At 71.1% G+C, this 18,096-nt stretch carries 15 protein-coding genes; 7 read left to right on the forward strand and 8 right to left on the reverse strand.

The features are described from left to right. Positions 1–147 precede the first annotated feature (147 nt). The 4 genes from ACQPZG_RS26365 to ACQPZG_RS26380 are packed head-to-tail and all read left to right on the forward strand — an operon-like array spanning position 148 to position 5,119. Entirely contained in the window at positions 148–1,359 is a 1,212-nt protein-coding gene (locus ACQPZG_RS26365) for an MFS transporter (RefSeq protein WP_433548197.1), read from the forward strand. Between the two features lie 60 nt (positions 1,360–1,419). Then, positions 1,420–3,063, forward strand: a complete 1,644-nt coding sequence (gene pgi, locus ACQPZG_RS26370; protein WP_433548198.1) for a glucose-6-phosphate isomerase — start codon at positions 1,420–1,422, stop codon at positions 3,061–3,063. Between the two features lie 23 nt (positions 3,064–3,086). Beyond that, positions 3,087–3,590 (forward strand): PH domain-containing protein, encoded by a 504-nt coding sequence (locus tag ACQPZG_RS26375; RefSeq protein WP_433549556.1) that lies wholly within the window; start codon positions 3,087–3,089, stop codon positions 3,588–3,590. Further along, positions 3,587–5,119, forward strand: coding sequence for a PH domain-containing protein (locus ACQPZG_RS26380; protein ID WP_433548199.1), 1,533 nt, complete (start codon positions 3,587–3,589; stop codon positions 5,117–5,119). Before ACQPZG_RS26375 ends, ACQPZG_RS26380 begins: the two co-directional genes overlap by 4 nt. Positions 5,120–5,405: 286 nt before the next feature. Here ACQPZG_RS26380 and pgl read toward each other — a convergent pair whose 3' ends face one another. Genes pgl through tkt form a run of 5 tightly spaced genes read right to left on the reverse strand, consistent with a single transcriptional unit; the run spans position 5,406 to position 12,086 of the window. Continuing rightward, entirely contained in the window at positions 5,406–6,188 is a 783-nt protein-coding gene (gene pgl, locus ACQPZG_RS26385; RefSeq protein WP_433548200.1) for a 6-phosphogluconolactonase, read from the reverse strand. Next, positions 6,188–7,303 carry a glucose-6-phosphate dehydrogenase assembly protein OpcA gene (gene opcA, locus ACQPZG_RS26390; RefSeq protein WP_433548201.1) on the reverse strand — a complete coding sequence of 372 codons (1,116 nt, stop codon included), beginning with the start codon at positions 7,301–7,303 and terminating at the stop codon, positions 6,188–6,190. The genes pgl and opcA overlap by 1 nt, the downstream gene beginning before the upstream one ends. Then, on the reverse strand, positions 7,300–8,823 hold the full coding sequence (gene zwf, locus ACQPZG_RS26395) for a glucose-6-phosphate dehydrogenase (protein ID WP_433548202.1): 1,524 nt from the start codon (positions 8,821–8,823) through the stop codon (positions 7,300–7,302). Before zwf ends, opcA begins: the two co-directional genes overlap by 4 nt. A gap of 4 nt (positions 8,824–8,827) precedes the next feature. Next, positions 8,828–9,946, reverse strand: coding sequence for a transaldolase (gene tal / locus ACQPZG_RS26400; protein ID WP_433548203.1), 1,119 nt, complete (start codon positions 9,944–9,946; stop codon positions 8,828–8,830). A gap of 40 nt (positions 9,947–9,986) precedes the next feature. After that, on the reverse strand, positions 9,987–12,086 hold the full coding sequence (tkt, locus tag ACQPZG_RS26405) for a transketolase (RefSeq protein ID WP_433548204.1): 2,100 nt from the start codon (positions 12,084–12,086) through the stop codon (positions 9,987–9,989). A 372-nt stretch (positions 12,087–12,458) separates the two neighbouring features. Here tkt and ACQPZG_RS26410 point away from each other — a divergent pair, with 372 nt between their 5' ends. From ACQPZG_RS26410 to ACQPZG_RS26420, 3 genes are all read left to right on the forward strand, one after another. After that, on the forward strand, positions 12,459–13,412 hold the full coding sequence (locus ACQPZG_RS26410) for a heme o synthase (RefSeq protein ID WP_185025471.1): 954 nt from the start codon (positions 12,459–12,461) through the stop codon (positions 13,410–13,412). 93 nt (positions 13,413–13,505) lie between these two features. Then, a complete protein-coding gene (locus ACQPZG_RS26415) occupies positions 13,506–13,877 on the forward strand; it encodes a hypothetical protein (RefSeq protein WP_433548205.1) in 372 nt (123 codons plus the stop codon). An 81-nt stretch (positions 13,878–13,958) separates the two neighbouring features. Then, complete coding sequence (locus ACQPZG_RS26420; RefSeq protein WP_433549557.1) at positions 13,959–15,065, forward strand: amidohydrolase; 1,107 nt, start codon at positions 13,959–13,961, stop codon at positions 15,063–15,065. 40 nt (positions 15,066–15,105) lie between these two features. On the opposite strand, the gene ACQPZG_RS26425 is transcribed toward ACQPZG_RS26420, so the two are convergent. From ACQPZG_RS26425 to ACQPZG_RS26435, 3 genes are all read right to left on the reverse strand, one after another. Continuing rightward, on the reverse strand, positions 15,106–16,080 hold the full coding sequence (locus ACQPZG_RS26425; RefSeq protein WP_433548206.1) for a COX15/CtaA family protein: 975 nt from the start codon (positions 16,078–16,080) through the stop codon (positions 15,106–15,108). A 78-nt stretch (positions 16,081–16,158) separates the two neighbouring features. Further along, the gene (locus ACQPZG_RS26430) at positions 16,159–16,926 is read right to left on the reverse strand and encodes an ABC transporter permease (protein WP_433548207.1); all 768 of its coding nucleotides are present in this window, start codon (positions 16,924–16,926) and stop codon (positions 16,159–16,161) included. Between the two features lie 91 nt (positions 16,927–17,017). Continuing rightward, a complete protein-coding gene (locus ACQPZG_RS26435; RefSeq protein ID WP_433548208.1) occupies positions 17,018–17,944 on the reverse strand; it encodes an ABC transporter ATP-binding protein in 927 nt (308 codons plus the stop codon). Positions 17,945–18,096: the final 152 nt, after the last annotated feature.

Consider the following 18,096-nt stretch of genomic DNA (forward strand, 5'->3'; position numbering starts at 1 on the left):
GGACACCGACGAGGTGCCCGGCCGTCTCTCTTCCCGCGCTTTCCTCCGTCCGTCCCCCTTCGGTCGTTCCTGCTGGTCAGGGCGATTGTCAGTGGTGCCGCCTACTGTTCTCGCACGAGTTGAACGGCGAGACGCACGGGGGCGGTTGTGGCAGCGGTGCAGGCGGCGGAGACGGCGGCCCTGGGGTGGCGCGGGGGCTTCGGACGGCTTCTCTCGGCGGCCGTGGTCTCCAAGTTCGGCGACGCGCTGCGTACGGCGGCGATGCCGCTGCTCGCCGCTTCGCTGACCTCCGACCCGATGCTGGTCGCGCTGGTGACGGCCTGTGGGTACCTGCCGTGGCTGCTCTTCGGGCTGCTGGGCGGGGCGGTGGCGGACCGGGTGGACCAGCGCCGGGCCATGTGGGCCGTGGACGGGGTACGGGGCCTGCTCATGGCCGCCTTCGCGGTGGCCGTCGCCCTGGGACACGCCTCGATCGCCCTGCTCCTGGTGGTGGCCTTCGCGCTGACCACCCTCCAGACCCTCTTCGACAACGCCGCGACGGCGCTGCTGCCGTCGCTGGTGCCGTCGGCCGCGCTGGGCAGGGCCAACGCCCGGCTGATGACCGGACAGCAGATCGCGAGCGCCTTCCTGGCCGCACCGCTGGTTCCGGTGCTGCTCCTCGGCGGCCCGTCCGTGCCCTACGCCGCCGACGCGGCCACCTACGTACTGGCGGCGGTGCTCATCGCGTCGCTGCGCACCCCGCCCGCCGAGCGGGCGCCCCGGCCCGCGGGCAGCACCCTGCGCGGGGACATCGCGGCGGGACTGAAGGCGCTGTGGGCGGACCGGGCGCTGCGCGGTCTGTGCGCGGCGACGACGCTGTGCAACATCGGCATGGGAGCGCTCATCGCCGTGCTGGTGCTGCACGTGACGGGGTGGCTGGACAGCGGACAGGCGGGCTTCGCGGCGGTCCTGACGGCGTACGGGGCGGGCAGCGTGGTCGGGGGACTGGTCGCCGGGCGGCTGGCGCAACGGGTCGGGCGCCTGCGCAGCGTGTTCGTCGCGGGAACCGTCCAGGTGGGCTCGCTGGTCGTCCTGGGGACGGTGCGTGAGCTGTGGGCGGCGGTCGCGGCGATGGCCGTGTTCGGACTGATGGGGCTCGTGTGGAACGCGAATCAGACGACCCTGATGCAGGAGCGCAGCCCGGCCGCCATGCTGGGAAGGATCAGCGCGGCCTTCCGGACGACGGCCGTCGCCGGCGCCCCGCTGGGTGCGCTGCTCGGCGGGCTGGTGGCGGCCGGCTGGGGGCTCAACACCCCGGCCCTGCTGGCAGCCGCGCTGTTCGCACTGGCCGTGGCCGCGCTCGCACCTCTGATCAATTAGGTTGGATCGAGGCAGCGGGGGATGCATGCGGATACGAGTAGAAGTGGGCTGATTTCGGAGATGAACGCGATGAGGCTGAACCAGACGCCCGAGTGGACCGCGCTGGGCAAGCACCGGGAGCAGCTGGGTGCGACGCATCTGCGCGAGCTGTTCGCCGCAGACCCGGCTCGGGGCACGCACTACACCCTTGAGGTCGGCGACCTGCACCTCGACTACTCCAAGCACCTGGTCACGGACGAGACGCTGGAGCTGCTGCGCGAGCTGGCCGGGGCCACCGGGGTGGCCGGGCTGCGCGACGCCATGTTCCGCGGCGAGAAGATCAACACCACCGAGGACCGTGCCGTCCTGCACACCGCGCTGCGCGCCCCGCGCGATGCGGTCATCGAGGTCGACGGCGAGAACGTCGTCCCGGCCGTGCACGCCGTCCTCGACAAGATGGCCGCCTTCTCCGACAAGGTCCGCTCCGGCGAGTGGACCGGGCACACCGGCAAGCGCATCAGGACGGTCGTCAACATCGGCATCGGCGGCTCCGACCTGGGCCCCGCCATGGCCTACGACGCGCTGCGCTCCTTCTCCGCCCGCGAGCTGGACTTCCGCTTCGTGTCCAACGTGGACGGCGCGGACCTGCACGAGGCGGTGCGCGACCTGGACGCCGAGGAGACCCTCTTCATCGTCGCCTCCAAGACGTTCACCACGATCGAGACGATCACCAACGCGACGTCCGCCCGCGACTGGCTGCTGACGAACCTGCGCGCCGACGAGTCCGCCGTCGCCAAGCACTTCGTGGCGCTGTCCACCAACGCCGAGAAGGTCGCCGACTTCGGCATCGACACGGCCAACATGTTCGAGTTCTGGGACTGGGTCGGCGGCCGCTACTCGTACGACTCCGCCATCGGCCTGTCCCTGATGATCGCCATCGGCCCGGACCGCTTCCGCGAGATGCTCGACGGCTTCCACCAGGTCGACGAGCACTTCCGCACCGCGCCGACCGAGCAGAACGCGCCGCTGCTGCTCGGTCTGCTGGGCGTCTGGTACGGGGCGTTCTTCGACGCGCAGGCGCACGCCGTCCTGCCGTACAGCCACTACCTGTCGAAGTTCACCGCCTACCTCCAGCAGCTCGACATGGAGTCCAACGGCAAGTCCGTGGACCGTGACGGAAACCCCGTCGACTGGCAGACCGGTCCTGTCGTCTGGGGCACCCCGGGCACCAACGGGCAGCACGCGTACTACCAGTTGCTGCACCAGGGCACCAAGGTCATTCCGGCCGACTTCATCGGCTTCGCCCGGCCGGTCGCCGACCTGACGCCCGGCCTGGAGGCCCAGCACGACCTGCTGATGGCGAACTTCTTCGCCCAGACGCAGGCGCTGGCCTTCGGCAAGACCCCGGACGAGGTGCGCGCGGAGGGCGTGGCCGAGGAACTGGTGCCGCACAAGACCTTCCGCGGGAACCACCCGACTACCACGATCCTCAGCGACGAGCTGACGCCCTCCGTGCTCGGCCAGTTGATCGCGCTGTACGAGCACAAGGTGTTCGTCCAGGGCGCGATCTGGAACATCGACTCCTTCGACCAGTGGGGTGTCGAGCTGGGCAAGGTCCTCGCGAAGAAGGTCGAACCGGTGCTGACCGAGGGCAGGGGCGGCGAGCAGCTCGACAGTTCGACTGCGGAGCTGGTGTCGAAGTACCGTACGATGCGCGGCCGTTGAAAGGCCGCTGACTGACAGGAGTGCTGGTGACGGGGACGGGGACCGTGCGGCTGAGGCCGCCGAACAACAGGCTCGATTCGCGCGTGGTCCGCTGGTGGCAGATGCAGTGGTTGGCGCTGGTCCTGCCGCCCGTCCTCGTCCTGGTGGTCCTGGCGCTCCTCATCGAACCGGCCAGGTTCTGGCTGCTGCTGCCCGCGGCCCTGATCGCGGTGCCCGGCCTGGCCGCCGCGCTGTTCCTGCCGCCGTGGTGGTACCGGGTGCACCGGTGGGAGGTCACGGACACGGCGGTCTACATTCTCACCGGCTTCTTCTGGCGGGAGTGGCGGGTCGCACCGATGTCGCGGATCCAGACCGTCGACACCGTGCGTGGGCCGCTCCAGCAACTGTTCGGGCTGGCCACCGTCGTCGTCACCACCGCGTCCGCCAAGGGCGCGGTGAAGATCGAGGGACTCGACCACGAGCAGGCCGCGGCGCTCGCGGAGCAGCTCACGGAGATCACCGGGGCCACGCCCGGGGACGCGACATGAGCGGCAACGGCTCCGGTCCGGACGCCGCGCAGTGGCAGAAGCTGGACCGGCGCACGGTCCTGGTGGCCGCCCTGCTCATGAGCGGCGTCGCCGTCAGCGGCGGGCTGCCCGCCTTCGTCGCTCTCTCCTCCGCGTTCGGGGCCTGGACGGCCATCGGCTGGGTGCTGTTGGGCGCCGTGGTGTTCGTCGGGTGCAGCGCCGGGGTGGAGTACGTGCGGTGGCGGCACACCCGGTACCGGATCGGCCCCGAACGCGCCGAACTCCACACCGGGCTGCTCCTGGTGAAGCGCCGCTCGCTGGCCCGCGAGCGGATCCGCAACGTCGACCTGACCGCTCACCCGCTGCTGCGGGTCTTCGGACTGGTCAAGGTACGGATCGGTACCGGTGAGAACAACGGCGCCGGCACCGAGTCGACCCTGGAACTGCGGCCGGTGACCCGGCGGGAGGGCGACCGGCTGCGTCGGGAACTCCTCACCAGGTCCGTCGCCGGTGAGGGCGGCGAGCACCACGACGGGCGGCTCGCCACGCTCGACCCCCGCTGGATCCGGTACGCACCGCTCTCCGTCGCGGCCCCGTTGCTGGGCGCCGCCGCGGGCGGCGCGGTGATGCAGGTCAGTGAGTGGTTCGGCATGCAGATGGGCGTCATCGAATGGGTCGGCGGCGTCTTCAGCGGGGTCGCGCTGGTCTGGATGGTCGCCGTTCTGGCGGCGGCGCTGCTGGTCGCAGGCGTGATCGGCTCGCTCGGGCTGTTCGTCGAAATGTGGTGGAACTACCGGCTGGACCGTGAGCCGGGAGGAACGCTGCGGGTCCAGCGCGGCCTCTTCACCTCCCGGTCGATCTCCATCGAGGAACGGCGGCTGCGCGGCGTGGAGGTCGTGGAACCGCTGGGCGTGCGGCTGGCGGGCGCGGCCCGGGTGGACGCGGTGGCGACCGGCCTCGCGGAGGGCGAGGCCGACAAGAAGACGGACCACAAGACCCTCGTCCCGGCCGTGCCCCGACAGTTCGCTGACGTGGCGGCCGCGCGGGTGCTACGGGAACCGGTCGCGCCGACGGCGGCACGGCTTCTTCCGCACCCGGTGGCGGCGCGGGGACGGCGACTGAGGTGGGCGCTGGGCGCCGTGCTGCTGGGGGTCGGCTTCCTGTCGCTGCTCGGCGTGCTGCTGACGGAGGTTCTGCTGTGGGTGGCCGGGGGCGTGGCGGTGGTGATGCTGCCGGTGGCGGCGCTGCTGGCGGTCGATGCGTACCGGGCGCTGGGGCACGGGCTGAGCGGGGACTACCTGGTGATGCGGTCGGGGTCGGTGCGGCGGGCCACGGTGGCGCTGCGTCGGGACGGTGTCATCGGCTTCACCGTGAAGCAGTCGGTGTTCCAGCGGCGGGCTGGGCTCGTCACGGTGACGGCGACGACGGCCGCGGGCGCCGGGGCGTACTCGGTGTACGACGCGGGGACGTCGGAGGGGCTGACCTTCGCGGACGAGGCGGTGGAGGGAGTCCTGGGCCCCTTCCTGCAACGTGACCCCCCAACGCCGTAACCCCCGTTCACCGAAACCCCCTCGGGCGGCGGGGCGACGCACCCTCTCCCCGTAGCCCCCTTGGGCGGCGGGGCCGCCCCCGGGGGCGGAACGGGCGGGCAAGGGGGCGGCCCCCCCACCGGACGCCCCGCTCCCACCGGACGCCCCGCCTCCACCCCCGCACGCCCCGCACCCACGCCCTGTACGCACCGCGGACCCCGCGCGCCCCCCGACCCACGCCCACCCCGAACGCACCGCGGCCCGGCACCCCCCGTAAGAGAAGTGCCGGGCCGCCACGCACAAGACCTCAGCCCGAGGACGGTGGGTAGAGGGACTTCGGGAGTTCCGAGGCCGCTGCCGCGTCCAGGAGCCACAGGGTGCGGGCCCGCCCGTACGCGCCCGAGGCCGGGGCCTGGATCTCACCGGGGCCGGAGAGGGCGAGGGCCGCGGCCTTCGCCTTGTCCTCGCCCGCCGCCAACAGCCACACCTCACGGGCCGCCCGGATCGCCGGGAGGGTGAGCGAGACACGGGTGGGCGGCGGCTTGGGGGTGCCGTGGACGCCCACCACCGTCCGCTGTGTCTCGCGTACCGCCGGGTGCTCCGGGAAGAGGGACGCCACGTGGGTGTCCGGTCCGACGCCCAGCATGAGGACGTCGAAGGAAGGCACCGGACCGTGGTCCTCGGGAGCCGCGGCGGCTGCCAGTTCGGCCGCGTAGGCGGCCGCCGCCGAGTCCGCGTCCTCGTAGTCCCCGTCCGACGCCGGCATCGCGTGCACCCGGGCCGGGTCCAGCGGGACCGCGTCCAGCAGGGCCTCCCTGGCCTGGGTGTAGTTGCGCTCCGGGTCGTCGGCGGGCACGAACCGTTCGTCGCCCCACCACAGGTCGAGCCGCGACCAGTCGACCGCGTCACGGGCGGGGGAGGAGGCCAGCGCCGCCAGCAGTCCGTTGCCGTTGCGGCCGCCGGTGAGGACCACCGACGCCGTACCGCGTGCGGTCTGAGCGTCGACGATCTTCGTGATCAACCGGGCCGCCGCGGCCTGGGCCATCAGCTCCTTGTCCCGGTGGACCACCAACTGCGGCGTCCCGCTCATCACTTGGAAGCCGCCTTCTTCGCAGGAGCGGACTTCTTCGCCGCGGCGGACGCGGACCTCTCGGCGGTCGGCTTCCCGTCCGACGAGCCCGACGAGCCCGACGAGTCCACGGAGTCCGACGAGTCCACGGAGTCCGACGAACCGGACGGGTCCGACGAGCCCGAAGCCTGCGGCTCGGCCTTCTCCGCCGCATCGCCCAGCCTGTCCACACCGAACTTGAGCGCCGACGCGTACGTGTCGTCCGGGTCCAGGCGACGCAGTTCCTCCGCCAGGAGTTCGGCCGTGTCACGCCGCTTCAGCGCCACCGCGCGGTCCGGCTGGCCCTTCATGCACAGCGTGGCGAGCGAGCCGTCCGCGCGGTCCAGGACGATCGGGCCGTCCTTGGTCTCCATCCGTACGGCGGTCAGGCCGGGACCGGCGGAGAGGGAGCGCTTGACGGGCACGTGCAGCCGGTCCGCCAGCCACATGGCGAGCAGCTCGCAGCTCGGGTTGAACTCCTCGCCCTCCACCTCCACCGAGCTGACCTCGGTGGGCAGCTGGTCGAGGGCCGCGGCGAGCATCGAACGCCACGGGGTGATGCGGGCCCAGGACAGGTCCGTGTCGCCCGGCGTGTAGTTCGCGCTGCGCGCCATCAGCTCGTGGATGGGCTGCTCGGCGGCGTAGGTGTCGGTGACCCGGCGCTGCCCGAGGGTGCCCAGCGGGTCCTTGGCGGGGTTCACCGGACCGTGCACCGGCCACCACAGCACCGTCGGCGCGTCCGGGAGAAGCAGCGGCAGAACGACCGACTGGGCGTGGTTGATGACCTCGCCGTACAGCCGCAGGACAACCGTTTCACCGGTGCCCGCCGCCGCGCCGACCCGCACCTCCGCGTCGAGACGCGCCTTCGCGCGGTCGCGCGGGGAGCGCGAGGGCCGCTTGATGACGACCAGCTTGCGCGAGGGGTGCTCGCGGGAGGCGTCGTTGGCCGCCTTCAGGGCGTCGTACGCGTTCTCCTCGTCGGTGACGATGACGAGGGTGAGCACCATGCCGACGGCCGGGGTCCCGATGGCCCGCCGCGCCTGTACGAGTGCCTTGTTGACTTTGCTGGACGTGGTGTCCGTCAGGTCGATTTTCATGGCCGGCGCCAGCTCCGTCCCTCTCGTGCGAGCATTTCGTCCGCCTCGACCGGGCCCCAGGTGCCGGACGCGTACTGCGCGGGCTTGCCGTGCGTGTCCCAGTACTCCTCGATCGGGTCGAGGATCCGCCAGGACTGCTCGACCTCCTCCAGGCGCGGGAACAGGTTGGCGTCGCCGAGCAGGACGTCCAGGATGAGGCGCTCGTACGCCTCGGGGCTGGACTCGGTGAAGGACTCGCCGTACGCGAAGTCCATCGAGACGTCGCGGATCTCCATGGAGGTGCCGGGCACCTTGGAGCCGAAGCGGACCGTGACGCCCTCGTCGGGCTGGACGCGGATGACGATCGCGTTCTGGCCGAGTTCCTCGGTGGCGGTGTGGTCGAAGGGGGAGTGCGGGGCGCGCTGGAAGACGACCGCGATCTCCGTGACCCGGCGGCCCAGGCGCTTGCCCGTGCGCAGGTAGAACGGGACGCCCGCCCAGCGGCGGTTGTCGATCTCCAGCTTCACCGCGGCGTAGGTGTCGGTCTTCGACTGGGGGTCGATGCCGTCTTCCTGGAGGTAGCCGACGGCCTTCGCGCCGCCCTGCCAGCCCGCCGCGTACTGTCCGCGCACGGTGTCCCGGCCCAGATCCTTGGGGATCTTGACCGCGCCCAGCACCTTGGACTTCTCCGCGACCAGCGCGTCCGCCTCGAAGGAGGCGGGCTCCTCCATCGCGGTGAGCGCCAGCAGCTGGAGGAGGTGGTTCTGGATGACGTCGCGGGCGGCGCCGATGCCGTCGTAGTACCCGGCACGGCCGCCGATGCCGATGTCCTCGGCCATGGTGATCTGCACGTGGTCGACGTACGACCGGTTCCAGATCGGCTCGAACATCTGGTTGGCGAAGCGCAGCGCCAGGATGTTCTGGACCGTCTCCTTCCCCAGGTAGTGGTCGATCCGGAAGACCTCGTTGGCCGGGAAGACCTCGTGGACGATCCGGTTGAGCTCCTGCGCGGAGGCCAGGTCGTGCCCGAAGGGCTTCTCGATGACCGCGCGCCGCCAGGAGTTCTCCTTCTGGTCCGCCAGCCCGTGCTTCTTGAGCTGCTGGACGACCTTGGGGAAGAACTTCGGCGGGACGGAGAGGTAGAAGGCGAAGTTGCCGCCGGTGCCCTGCGCCTTGTCGAGCTCCTGGATCGTCGACTTCAGCGTCTCGAACGCCTCGTCGTCGTCGAAGTCGCCCTGGACGAAGCGCATGCCCTGGATCAGCTGCTGCCAGACCTCCTCACGGAACTCGGTGCGCGCGTGCTCCTTGACCGCGTCGTGCACGACCTGCGCGAAATCCTCGTTCTCCCAGTCGCGGCGGGCGAAGCCGATGAGCGAGAAGCCCGGCGGCAGGAGGCCGCGATTGGCCAGGTCGTAGACGGCGGGCATCAACTTTTTACGGGACAAATCGCCCGTGACGCCGAAGATGACCAGGCCCGACGGCCCCGCGATGCGCGGGAGCCGTCGATCCTGTGCGTCACGCAGCGGATTGCTGCTGGACAAGTGGTCAGCCCTTCGAAGGTGCGAGGCGCTTGAGTTCGGCCTCGGTCGACTTGAGCAGGTCGTTCCAGGCGTCCTCGAACTTGTCGACGCCCTCGGTCTCCAGGAGTGCCACGACCTCGTCGTAGGAGACGCCCAGCTTCTCCAGGGCGTCCAGGTCGGCACGCGCCTGCTCGTACTTGCCGGCGATCGTGTTGCCGGTGACCGAGCCGTGGTCGGCGGCGGCCTCCAGGGTCGCCTCCGGCATGGTGTTCACCGTGCCCGGCGCCACCAGTTCGTCGACGTACATCGTGTCCTTGTACGCCGGGTCCTTGACGCCGGTGGAGGCCCACAGCGGACGCTGCTTGTTGGCCTGCGCCTTGTCCAGGGCGGCCCAGCGCTCGCCGCTGAAGACCTCTTCGTAGGCCTGGTAGGCGAGCCGGGCGTTGGCGAGCGCCGCCTTGCCCTTGAGGGCCTTGGCCTCGTCGGTGTCCTGGGCGTCGAGGCGCTTGTCGATCTCGGTGTCCACCCGGGACACGAAGAAGGAGGCCACCGAGTGGATCGTGGAGAGGTCCAGGCCGTTGGCCTTCGCCTTCTCCAGGCCCGCCAGGTAGGCGTCCATCACGGCGCGGTAGCGCTCCAGCGAGAAGATCAGCGTGACGTTGACGCTGATGCCCAGGCCGATGACCTCGGTGATCGCCGGGATGCCGGCCTGCGTCGCCGGAATCTTGATCAGCGTGTTCGGCCGGTCCACCAGCCAGGCGAGCTGCTTGGCCTCGGCGACCGTGGCGCGCGTGTGGTGGGCGAGACGCGGGTCGACCTCGATGGACACCCGGCCGTCCTGGCCCTGCGTCGCGTCGAAGACCGGGCGCAGGATGTCGGCGGCGTCCCTCACGTCCGCCGTCGTGATCATGCGGATCGCTTCTTCGACGGTGACCTCGCGGGCCGCCAGGTCGGTCAGCTGGACGTCGTAGCCGTCGCCCTGCGAGATCGCCTTCTGGAAGATCGACGGGTTGGTGGTCACACCGACGACGTGCTGCTGGTCGATCAGCTCGGCCAGGTTGCCGGACGTGATCCGCTTGCGCGACAGGTCGTCGAGCCAGATCGCCACGCCCTCGTCGGAGAGGCGCTTGAGTGCGTCTGTCATGAGTTCTGCATCTCCTACTGGTCTTGGGTCTCTACGGGCGTCAGCGCTGGGCGGCGGAGAGGGATTCCCGGGCGGCGGCAGCGACTGCCTCGCCGGTGAAGCCGAACTCCTTGAAGAGGACCTTGCCGTCCGCGGAAGCGCCGAAGTGCTCCAGCGAGACGATCCGGCCCGCGTCGCCCACGTACTTGTGCCAGGTCAGACCGATACCGGCTTCGACCGCGACCCGCGCCTTGACCGACGGGGGAAGGACGGCCTCCCGGTACTCCTGGTCCTGCTCCTCGAACCACTCCACCGACGGCATCGACACGACACGCGTCGGGATGCCCGCGGCCTGGAGCTCCTCGCGCGCCTCGACGGCGAGCTGGACCTCGGAACCGGTGCCGATGAGCACGACCTGCGGCTCCGCGCCCCGGCCGTCCGCCTCGGCGTCGAGGAGCACGTAGCCGCCGCGCGCGGCGTCCTCGTTGCGCTCGTACGTCGGCACGCCCTGACGGGTCAGCACCAGGCCCGTGGGGGCGCCCTCGCCGAAGACCTTGGTGTAGCGCTTGAGGATCTCGCGCCAGGCGATCGCGGTCTCGTTGGCGTCCGCCGGGCGGACGACGTTCAGGCCCGGGATCGCGCGCAGCGAGGCCAGGTGCTCGACCGGCTGGTGGGTCGGACCGTCCTCGCCGAGGCCGACGGAGTCGTGCGTCCACACGTACGTCACCGGCAGGTGCATCAGTGCGGACAGCCGCACCGAGTTGCGCATGTAGTCGGAGAACACCAGGAAGGTGCCGCCGTAGATGCGGGTGTTGCCGTGCAGCGCGATGCCGTTCATCTCGGCGGCCATCGAGTGCTCGCGGATGCCGAAGTGGATCGTGCGGCCGTACTTGTCCGCCCCGGGCAGCGGGTTGCCGTCGGGGAGGAACGACGACGTCTTGTCGATCGTCGTGTTGTTCGAGCCGGCGAGGTCCGCGGATCCGCCCCACAGCTCGGGGATGACCGCGCCGAGCGCTTCGAGGACCTTGCCGGAGGCCGCGCGGGTGGCGACGCCCTTGCCGGTCTCGAAGACGGGCAGCTTGTCCTCCCAGCCGGCCGGCAGCTCGCCCGCGGCGATGCGGTCGAACTCGGCCGCGCGCTCCGCGTTGGCGGTGCGCCAGGCGGCGAAGCCCTTCTCCCACTCGGCCCTGGCCTCACGGCCCCGGTCGAGCGCCTCACGGGTGTGCGCGATGACCTCGTCGGAGACCTCGAAGGTCTTCTCCGGGTCGAAGCCCAGCACGCGCTTGGTGGCCGCGACCTCGTCGTCGCCGAGCGCCGAGCCGTGTGCGGCCTCGGTGTTCTGCGCGTTCGGGGCGGGCCAGGCGATGATCGAGCGCATCGCGATGAACGACGGCTTGTCCGTGACGGCCTTCGCCTGCTGGATCGCGTCGTACAGCGCCTCGGGGTCCAGGTCGCCGTCCGGCTTGGGCTCCACGCGCTGGACGTGCCAGCCGTAGGCCTCGTACCGCTTCATGGTGTCCTCGGAGACGGCCGTCTCCGTGTCGCCCTCGATCGAGATGTGGTTGTCGTCCCACAGCAGGACCAGGTTGCCGAGCTTCTGGTGCCCGGCCATCGAGGACGCCTCTCCGGAGATGCCCTCCTGGAGGCAGCCGTCACCGGCGATGGCGTAGACGAAGTGGTCGAACGGTGACTCGCCGAGCGGCGTCTCCGGGTCGAACAGACCGCGCTCGTAACGGGCCGCCATGGCCATGCCCACCGCGTTGGCCACACCCTGGCCGAGCGGGCCGGTGGTGGTCTCGACGCCGGTGGTGTGACCGTACTCCGGGTGCCCGGGGGTCTTGGAACCCCACGTACGGAACGCCTTCAGGTCGTCCAGCTCCAGACCGAAGCCGGCCAGGTACAGCTGGGTGTAGAGCGTCAGCGACGAGTGTCCGGCGGACAGGACGAAGCGGTCGCGGCCCGTCCACTCGGCGTCCGCCGGGTCGTGCCGCATCACCTTCTGGAAGAGGGTGTACGCGGCCGGGGCCAGGCTCATCGCCGTACCCGGATGGCCGTTGCCGACCTTCTGTACGGCGTCCGCGGCCAGGATGCGGGCGGTGTCTACGGCCCGCTGGTCCAATTCGGTCCACTCAAGGTCTGTGGTGGTCGGCTTGGTGCTCACCCTGGGTCAGGGCTCCTCTCCACAATGATTTGGGCCCGGTGACTATTCGCCGCACCGGGGCGTTGACGAGCCTACCCCCGTGCGAACGCGCGAGATTTCGAGTCCACGGCCCTGGAAAAAAGACGCGTACGTACCAGGGTGCGCGCGTGAAACGGGGTTCGCCTCCCGACGAACGCATTTCCGTATACATCGGGACACTACTCGTCGCGTACCCAGGGTCCTGGGCCGGTATCCGGCCGCTTCACGGGTGGCCCAACACGACCCCACCCCGGCGAAGGACGACGTATGGGCAAGGTCTACAGTGGCGTGGTACGCGCAAGTATTTACCGGGCCTTCACGTCCGGTGCTTGCTTCAGGAATTCTCTGTCAGGGGTGTGCGTGACGGCCGTCGAGTCCCGACCCGCAGGGGTCGCTTCGACTCCCAGCCCGGGGGGCCATCGGCCGTTCGGAGCCCGGGTCAAGGCGTTTGTTGCACTGACCAAGCCGCGGATCATCGAGCTTCTGCTGATCACCACCGTTCCGGTGATGTTCCTGGCGGAGCAAGGTGTCCCGGACCTGTGGCTGGTGCTGGCCACCTGTATCGGCGGTTACCTCTCCGCCGGTGGTGCAAACGCGCTCAACATGTACATCGACCGCGACATCGACGCGCTGATGGACCGCACGTCGCAGCGTCCGCTGGTCACCGGGATGGTGAGTCCGGGCGAGTGCCTCGTCTTCGGCTTCTCGCTCGCGGTGATCTCCACGCTCTGGTTCGGGCTGCTGGTCAACTGGCTGTCCGCCGCGCTGTCGCTGGGCGCGCTCCTCTTCTACGTGGTCGTCTACACGATGATCCTCAAACGCCGCACCGCGCAGAACATCGTCTGGGGCGGCATCGCAGGCTGCCTGCCGGTCCTCATCGGCTGGTCCTCGGTGACCAACTCGCTGTCCTGGGCCGCGCTGATCCTCTTCCTGGTCATCTTCTTCTGGACGCCGCCGCACTACTGGCCGCTGTCGATGAAGGTCAAGGACGACTACGCCCGGGTGGGCGTGCCCATGCTGCCAGTCGTCGCGGGCAACAAGGCGGTCGCCAACCAGATCGTGCTCTACAGCTGGGTCATGGTCGCGGTGTCGCTGCTGCTCCAGCCGCTCGGCTACACGGGGTGGTTCTACACCGCCGTCGCGGCCGTCACCGGTGGCTGGTGGCTCTGGGAGGCGCACGGGCTGCGGGCCCGCGCCAAGGCCGAGGTCACGGGCGCGAAGCTGAAGGAGATGCGGCTCTTCCACTGGTCGATCACCTACGTCTCGCTGCTCTTCGTGGCGGTCGCGGTGGACCCCTTCCTGCGGTAGGCCGGGTACGGCGTCCCGACGGGCGGGTCACGTGGTCAAGGCCACGCGACCCGCCCGTCGCGCGTTTCGCTACCCGTCGGTAGCATCCTGCTCATGGCAGACACGAAGCAGGCAGAGACGGCCACCCCGCAGGCGACCCTCAAGTCCGCCGAGCGCAGGACCGCCAAGCTGGCCAAGCAGATCGGCGCGTTCGCCGGCAAGCACGGCGGCGCCGAGGGCCAGCTCGCGTACCTCGGGCAGAAGGGCACCCGGATCGTCCTGGTGGGCGACGACGGCGCCTGGGGCGACCTGGTGGCCCCGACGTACGACGTGGCGAGGGCGGCCACCGAGCGGGCCGGCATCACCGTCCACGAGGACTTCGACGGCGAGTTCGCGGCGAAGGTGGAGACCGGCCCGTACGAGTGGAGCCGGATGGCCGGACTCCAGATCGGCGGCCCCGCCAACCCCTCTTCCGGCAAGCCGTAGCAGTACCCGTCCGCGGGGCTCACCCGTTAGGACCAGTGGAAGACGCCTTCAGTCCACGGTCTGCGCAGGGAGCCCCCGATGATCACCGCCCCGCCGTCGCTGGTGGACCAGTACTGCCACGGGGTGCTCCGCACCGAGCTGGGCCTCGGCACCTTCGAGGCCCACCTCGGCAGCACGCCCGCGCCGCCCGCACCGGGCACCACCTTCTTCGACACCCAGACCGGGTTCGCCGTACGCCGCTGGTGCCCGCCGCTGCTCGGCCTGGAACCGCACTGCCCGCCCGCCCGCTACCTCGCCCGACGCCGCGAACTGGGCGTCCTGGAATCGGGCCGCCGCCTGCTGCGCGGCTCCGGCATCGCCACCTACCTCGTCGACACCGGTCTGCCGGGCGACCTGACGGACCCCGGGGAACTCGCGGCGGCGGGGGACGCCGAGGCGCGGGAGATCGTACGGCTGGAACTGCTGGCCGAACAGGTCGCGGACACCTCGGGCACCGCGGAGGGGTTCCTCGCCAATCTCAGCGAGGCGATGCACGCGGCGACGAGGTCCGCGGTGGCGTTCCTCTCGGTCGCCGGAGTACGGGACGGCCTCGCGTTCGCCCCGTTCCCGCCGGGTCCCGGAGAGGTGCGCGGGGCGGCCGGGCGGTGGCTGGCGGGACGCCGGGCCGGGGAGGAACTGAGTGACCCGGTGCTGCTGCGGCACCTGCTCTGGAACGCGGTCGGCTGCGGGCTGCCGCTGCAACTGCACGTGGCGGGGGACCCGGCACAGCTGACGGAGTTCGCGGCCGCCAGCGCGGGCCTGGGCACGGACCTGGTGCTGCTGCACGGCTCCCCGTACCAGCGGGACGCGGCCCGACTGGCGGGTGTCTTCCCGCACGTGTACGCCGACCTCGGCCCCGCCGTGGCACACACCGGGGCGCGCGCCGCCGCCGTACTCGCCGGGATGCTGGAGCTGGCGCCGTTCGGGAAGCTGCTCTTCTCCAGCGGGGCGCGCGGCCTGCCCGAACTGCACGTGGTGGGCGCGCACCAGTTCCGCGACGCGCTGGCACGGGTGCTCGGCGGGTGGGTGGCCGACGGGGCCTGGTCGAAACCGGACGCGGAACGGGTCGCCCGGATGCTCGCCGCGGACAACGCCCGCCGCGTCTACCGGCTGGACGCCGGCGACCGGGCCGAACGGCCGGCGGCGTGACCGGACGGCGGGCGCCCGCCGGAGCCGCCCTGCGGCGCGGCTAGACGGCGGTGGTGACCGGGGCGTCCGGCTGCGCGGGGACTTCCGGAATCTCCTCCACAGGACGCTCGCGCAGGCTCAGGGCCAGCCGGAGCACCGCGATCCACATCAGCGACGACAGCAGCATGTGCAGGCCGACCAGCAGCTCCGGGACCTGCGTGAAGTACTGCACGTAACCGACGACGCCCTGTGCCACCAGCACGATCAGCAGGTCGCGGGAGCGCTTGCGGGTGTCGTCCGGGGCGTCCACCATGCGCAGCACGAACCACATCGCGAGGGCCAGCGCGCAGACCACCCACGCGGAGATCGCGTGGAGGTGGGCCGCGTCGGTCCAGTCCCACGGCATGCGCGGCACCTCGCTCTTGTCGCCCGCGTGCTTGCCGGAGCCGGTCACCGACGTGCCGAGGACGAGCAGCAGCACGGTGGTCACGACGATCGCCCACGACAGCTTGCGGACCGGGCCCGGCACGCGCGGCCGCGGCGGGCCGTCGCCCTCACGGGTGCGCTGCCAGGTGATCACCGCGACCGCGAGGAGGCCGTTGGCGGCCAGGAAGTGGCCGGCCACCGTCCACGGGTTGAGGCCGGACAGCACGGAGATGCCGCCGAGCACCGCGTTGCTCATCACCAGCCAGAACATCAGCCAGGCGGTCCTGGTGAGGCCGCGCCGCCAGGGCTTGGTGGAGCGGGCCGCGATGATCGCCCAGCCGACGGCCGCCGACAGGACGTACGTCAGCATGCGGTTGCCGAACTCGATCAGACCGTGGATGCCCTGCTCGGGCGTGGTGATCAGACTCTCCGACGTGCACTTGGGCCAGGTGTCGCAGCCGAGGCCGGAACCGGTCAGCCGGACCGCGCCGCCGGTGACGATGATGAGCACGCTCATCACGACGGCGGACAGCGCGGCGCGCTGGAGCGTACGGGGCGTGGGCGTCCATCGCTTGGCGATGAGGGCGAGGGGGGTCAACACGGCAACCATCGTAGGCCGGAGCTTGTGCAGCTTTTCACGAGGGGGCCCGGTACGCCGTGTGACGTCACTCGCAAGCCGCTTCGGGCCCTACTCCCAGCGGAAGAACCTCGCCGCCGCGCCCAGACCGAGCACGGCCCAGCCGGCCAGGACGCCCAGGTGGGCCCACGGCATCGACGCGCCGTGCTGGAGGACGTCGCGCAGCCCGTCGGAGAGGGCCGAGATGGGCAGCAGACCGAGCACGCTCTGCACGCCGTCCGGGAACTTGTCGAGAGGGACGATCACGCCCCCGCCGACGAGGAGCAGCAGGAAGACGAGGTTCGCGGCGGCCAGCGTCGCCTCCGCCTTGAGGGTTCCGGCCATCAGTAGCCCGAGCCCGGAGAAGGCCGCCGTGCCCAGGAGCAGCAGGAGGAGGACGGAAAGGGGGCCTCCCTGCGGCGACCATCCGAGGCCGAGGGCGATCGCGGTCAGCAGGAGCACCTGGAGCACCTCGGTGACCAGCACCGACAACGTCTTGGCGGTCATCAGCGCCCAGCGCGGCAGCGGAGAGGCGGCGAGCCTCTTGAGGACGCCGTAGCGCCGCTCGAAGCCGGTGGCGATGGCCTGACCGGTGAACGCGGTCGACATGACGGCGAGCGCGAGGACACCGGGGGCGAGGAAGTCGACGGACTCGCCCTGGCCGGTGTCGATGATGTCGACGGCCGAGAACAGGACGAGCAGCAGCGCCGGAATGATCACGGTCAGCAGGAGCTGTTCGCCGTTGCGCAGCAGCATCTTCGTTTCGAGCGCGGTCTGGGCGGCGATCATCCGGACGAGCGGGGCCGCTCCGGGCATCGGGGCGTAAGGGGCGGTACTCATGGGCGGAGGTCCTTACCGGTCGGCTCCAGGCTGTGCCGTTCCGGGGGCAACCCCCGGACCCCCGGCCGGAGGCGGTCGGGCGTGGCGGGGTTCATGGGCGCAGGTCCTTACCGGTCAGCTCCAGAAAGACGTCTTCCAGGGTGCGGCGCTCGACCGAGATGCCGTCCGGCATCACTCCGTGCTGCGCGCACCAGGTGGTGACCGTGGCCAGGAGGTGCGGGTCGATCTTGCCGCTGATGCGGTACGTCCCGGGGACCAGTTCCTCCGCGAGGGTGTCCGTCGGCAGGGCCTTCAGCAGCGACGCGAGGTCGAGGCCGGGGCGGCCCGTGAAGCGCAGGGTGTTCTCGGCGCCGCCCCGGGAGAGTTCGGCGGGCGCGCCCTGGGCGATGACCTTGCCGGCGTCGACGATCACGACGTCGTCGGCCAGCTGCTCGGCCTCGTCCATGAAGTGGGTGGTGAGGATGACGCTCACGCCGGATGCGCGCAGTTCGCGGACGAGGTCCCAGGTGGAGCGGCGCGCGTGCGGGTCGAGACCGGCGGTCGGCTCGTCGAGGAAGACGAGTTCCGGGCGGCCGACGACGGCCATCGCGAGCGCGAGGCGCTGCTGCTGGCCGCCGGAGAGGCGCCGGTAGGTCGTACGGCCGCAACTGCCCAGCCCGAGGCGCTCGATGAGCACGTCCACGTCCAGCGGGTGGGCGTGCAGTGTGGCCATGTGGCGGAGCATCTCGTCGGCGCGGGCTCCGGAGTAGACGCCGCCGGACTGGAGCATGACGCCGATGCGGGGACGCAGCTTCGCCGCGTCGGCGATCGGGTCGAGGCCCAGGACCCGGACGGTGCCCGCGTCGGGCTTGCGGTAGCCCTCGCAGGTCTCGACGGTGGTGGTCTTCCCGGCGCCGTTGGGGCCGAGGACGGCGGTGACGGTGCGGGGGGCGACGGTGAGGTCGAGGCCGTCGACCGCGGTCTTGGATCCGTACCGCTTGACCAGGCCGGTGACCTGGACGACGGGCTCATGTGACATGGGAGCGAGTCTAGGCGGCGGGGGACGGGGGCCCCGGCGGGGGGCGGGTGCGTGCGTAGGGGTGCGACGCGGCCGGTGGCGCGGGTCGCCGCGCCCGCAGGAGGGCTGTGTCATCTCCCGTGGCCGGTGCTTCCTCGGCCGCCCCGCGCGCG

This window comes from Streptomyces sp. CA-294286 (genome assembly GCF_050947155.1).
In the GTDB taxonomy this organism is placed as follows: Bacteria; Actinomycetota; Actinomycetes; order Streptomycetales; family Streptomycetaceae; genus Streptomyces.

What these genes read in the sequence shown, in the direction of transcription:
- ACQPZG_RS26430 (WP_433548207.1), bottom strand. Translation starts at nt 16,926, where the DNA reads ATGAGTACCGCCCCTTACGCCCCGATGCCCGGAGCGGCCCCGCTCGTC.
- pgi (WP_433548198.1), top strand. Translation starts at nt 1,420, where the DNA reads ATGAACGCGATGAGGCTGAACCAGACGCCCGAGTGGACCGCGCTGGGC.
- ACQPZG_RS26435 (WP_433548208.1), bottom strand. Translation starts at nt 17,944, where the DNA reads ATGTCACATGAGCCCGTCGTCCAGGTCACCGGCCTGGTCAAGCGGTAC.
- pgl (WP_433548200.1), bottom strand. Translation starts at nt 6,188, where the DNA reads ATGAGCGGGACGCCGCAGTTGGTGGTCCACCGGGACAAGGAGCTGATG.
- opcA (WP_433548201.1), bottom strand. Translation starts at nt 7,303, where the DNA reads ATGAAAATCGACCTGACGGACACCACGTCCAGCAAAGTCAACAAGGCA.
- tal (WP_433548203.1), bottom strand. Translation starts at nt 9,946, where the DNA reads ATGACAGACGCACTCAAGCGCCTCTCCGACGAGGGCGTGGCGATCTGG.
- ACQPZG_RS26425 (WP_433548206.1), bottom strand. Translation starts at nt 16,080, where the DNA reads ATGGTTGCCGTGTTGACCCCCCTCGCCCTCATCGCCAAGCGATGGACG.
- ACQPZG_RS26380 (WP_433548199.1), top strand. Translation starts at nt 3,587, where the DNA reads ATGAGCGGCAACGGCTCCGGTCCGGACGCCGCGCAGTGGCAGAAGCTG.
- ACQPZG_RS26415 (WP_433548205.1), top strand. Translation starts at nt 13,506, where the DNA reads ATGGCAGACACGAAGCAGGCAGAGACGGCCACCCCGCAGGCGACCCTC.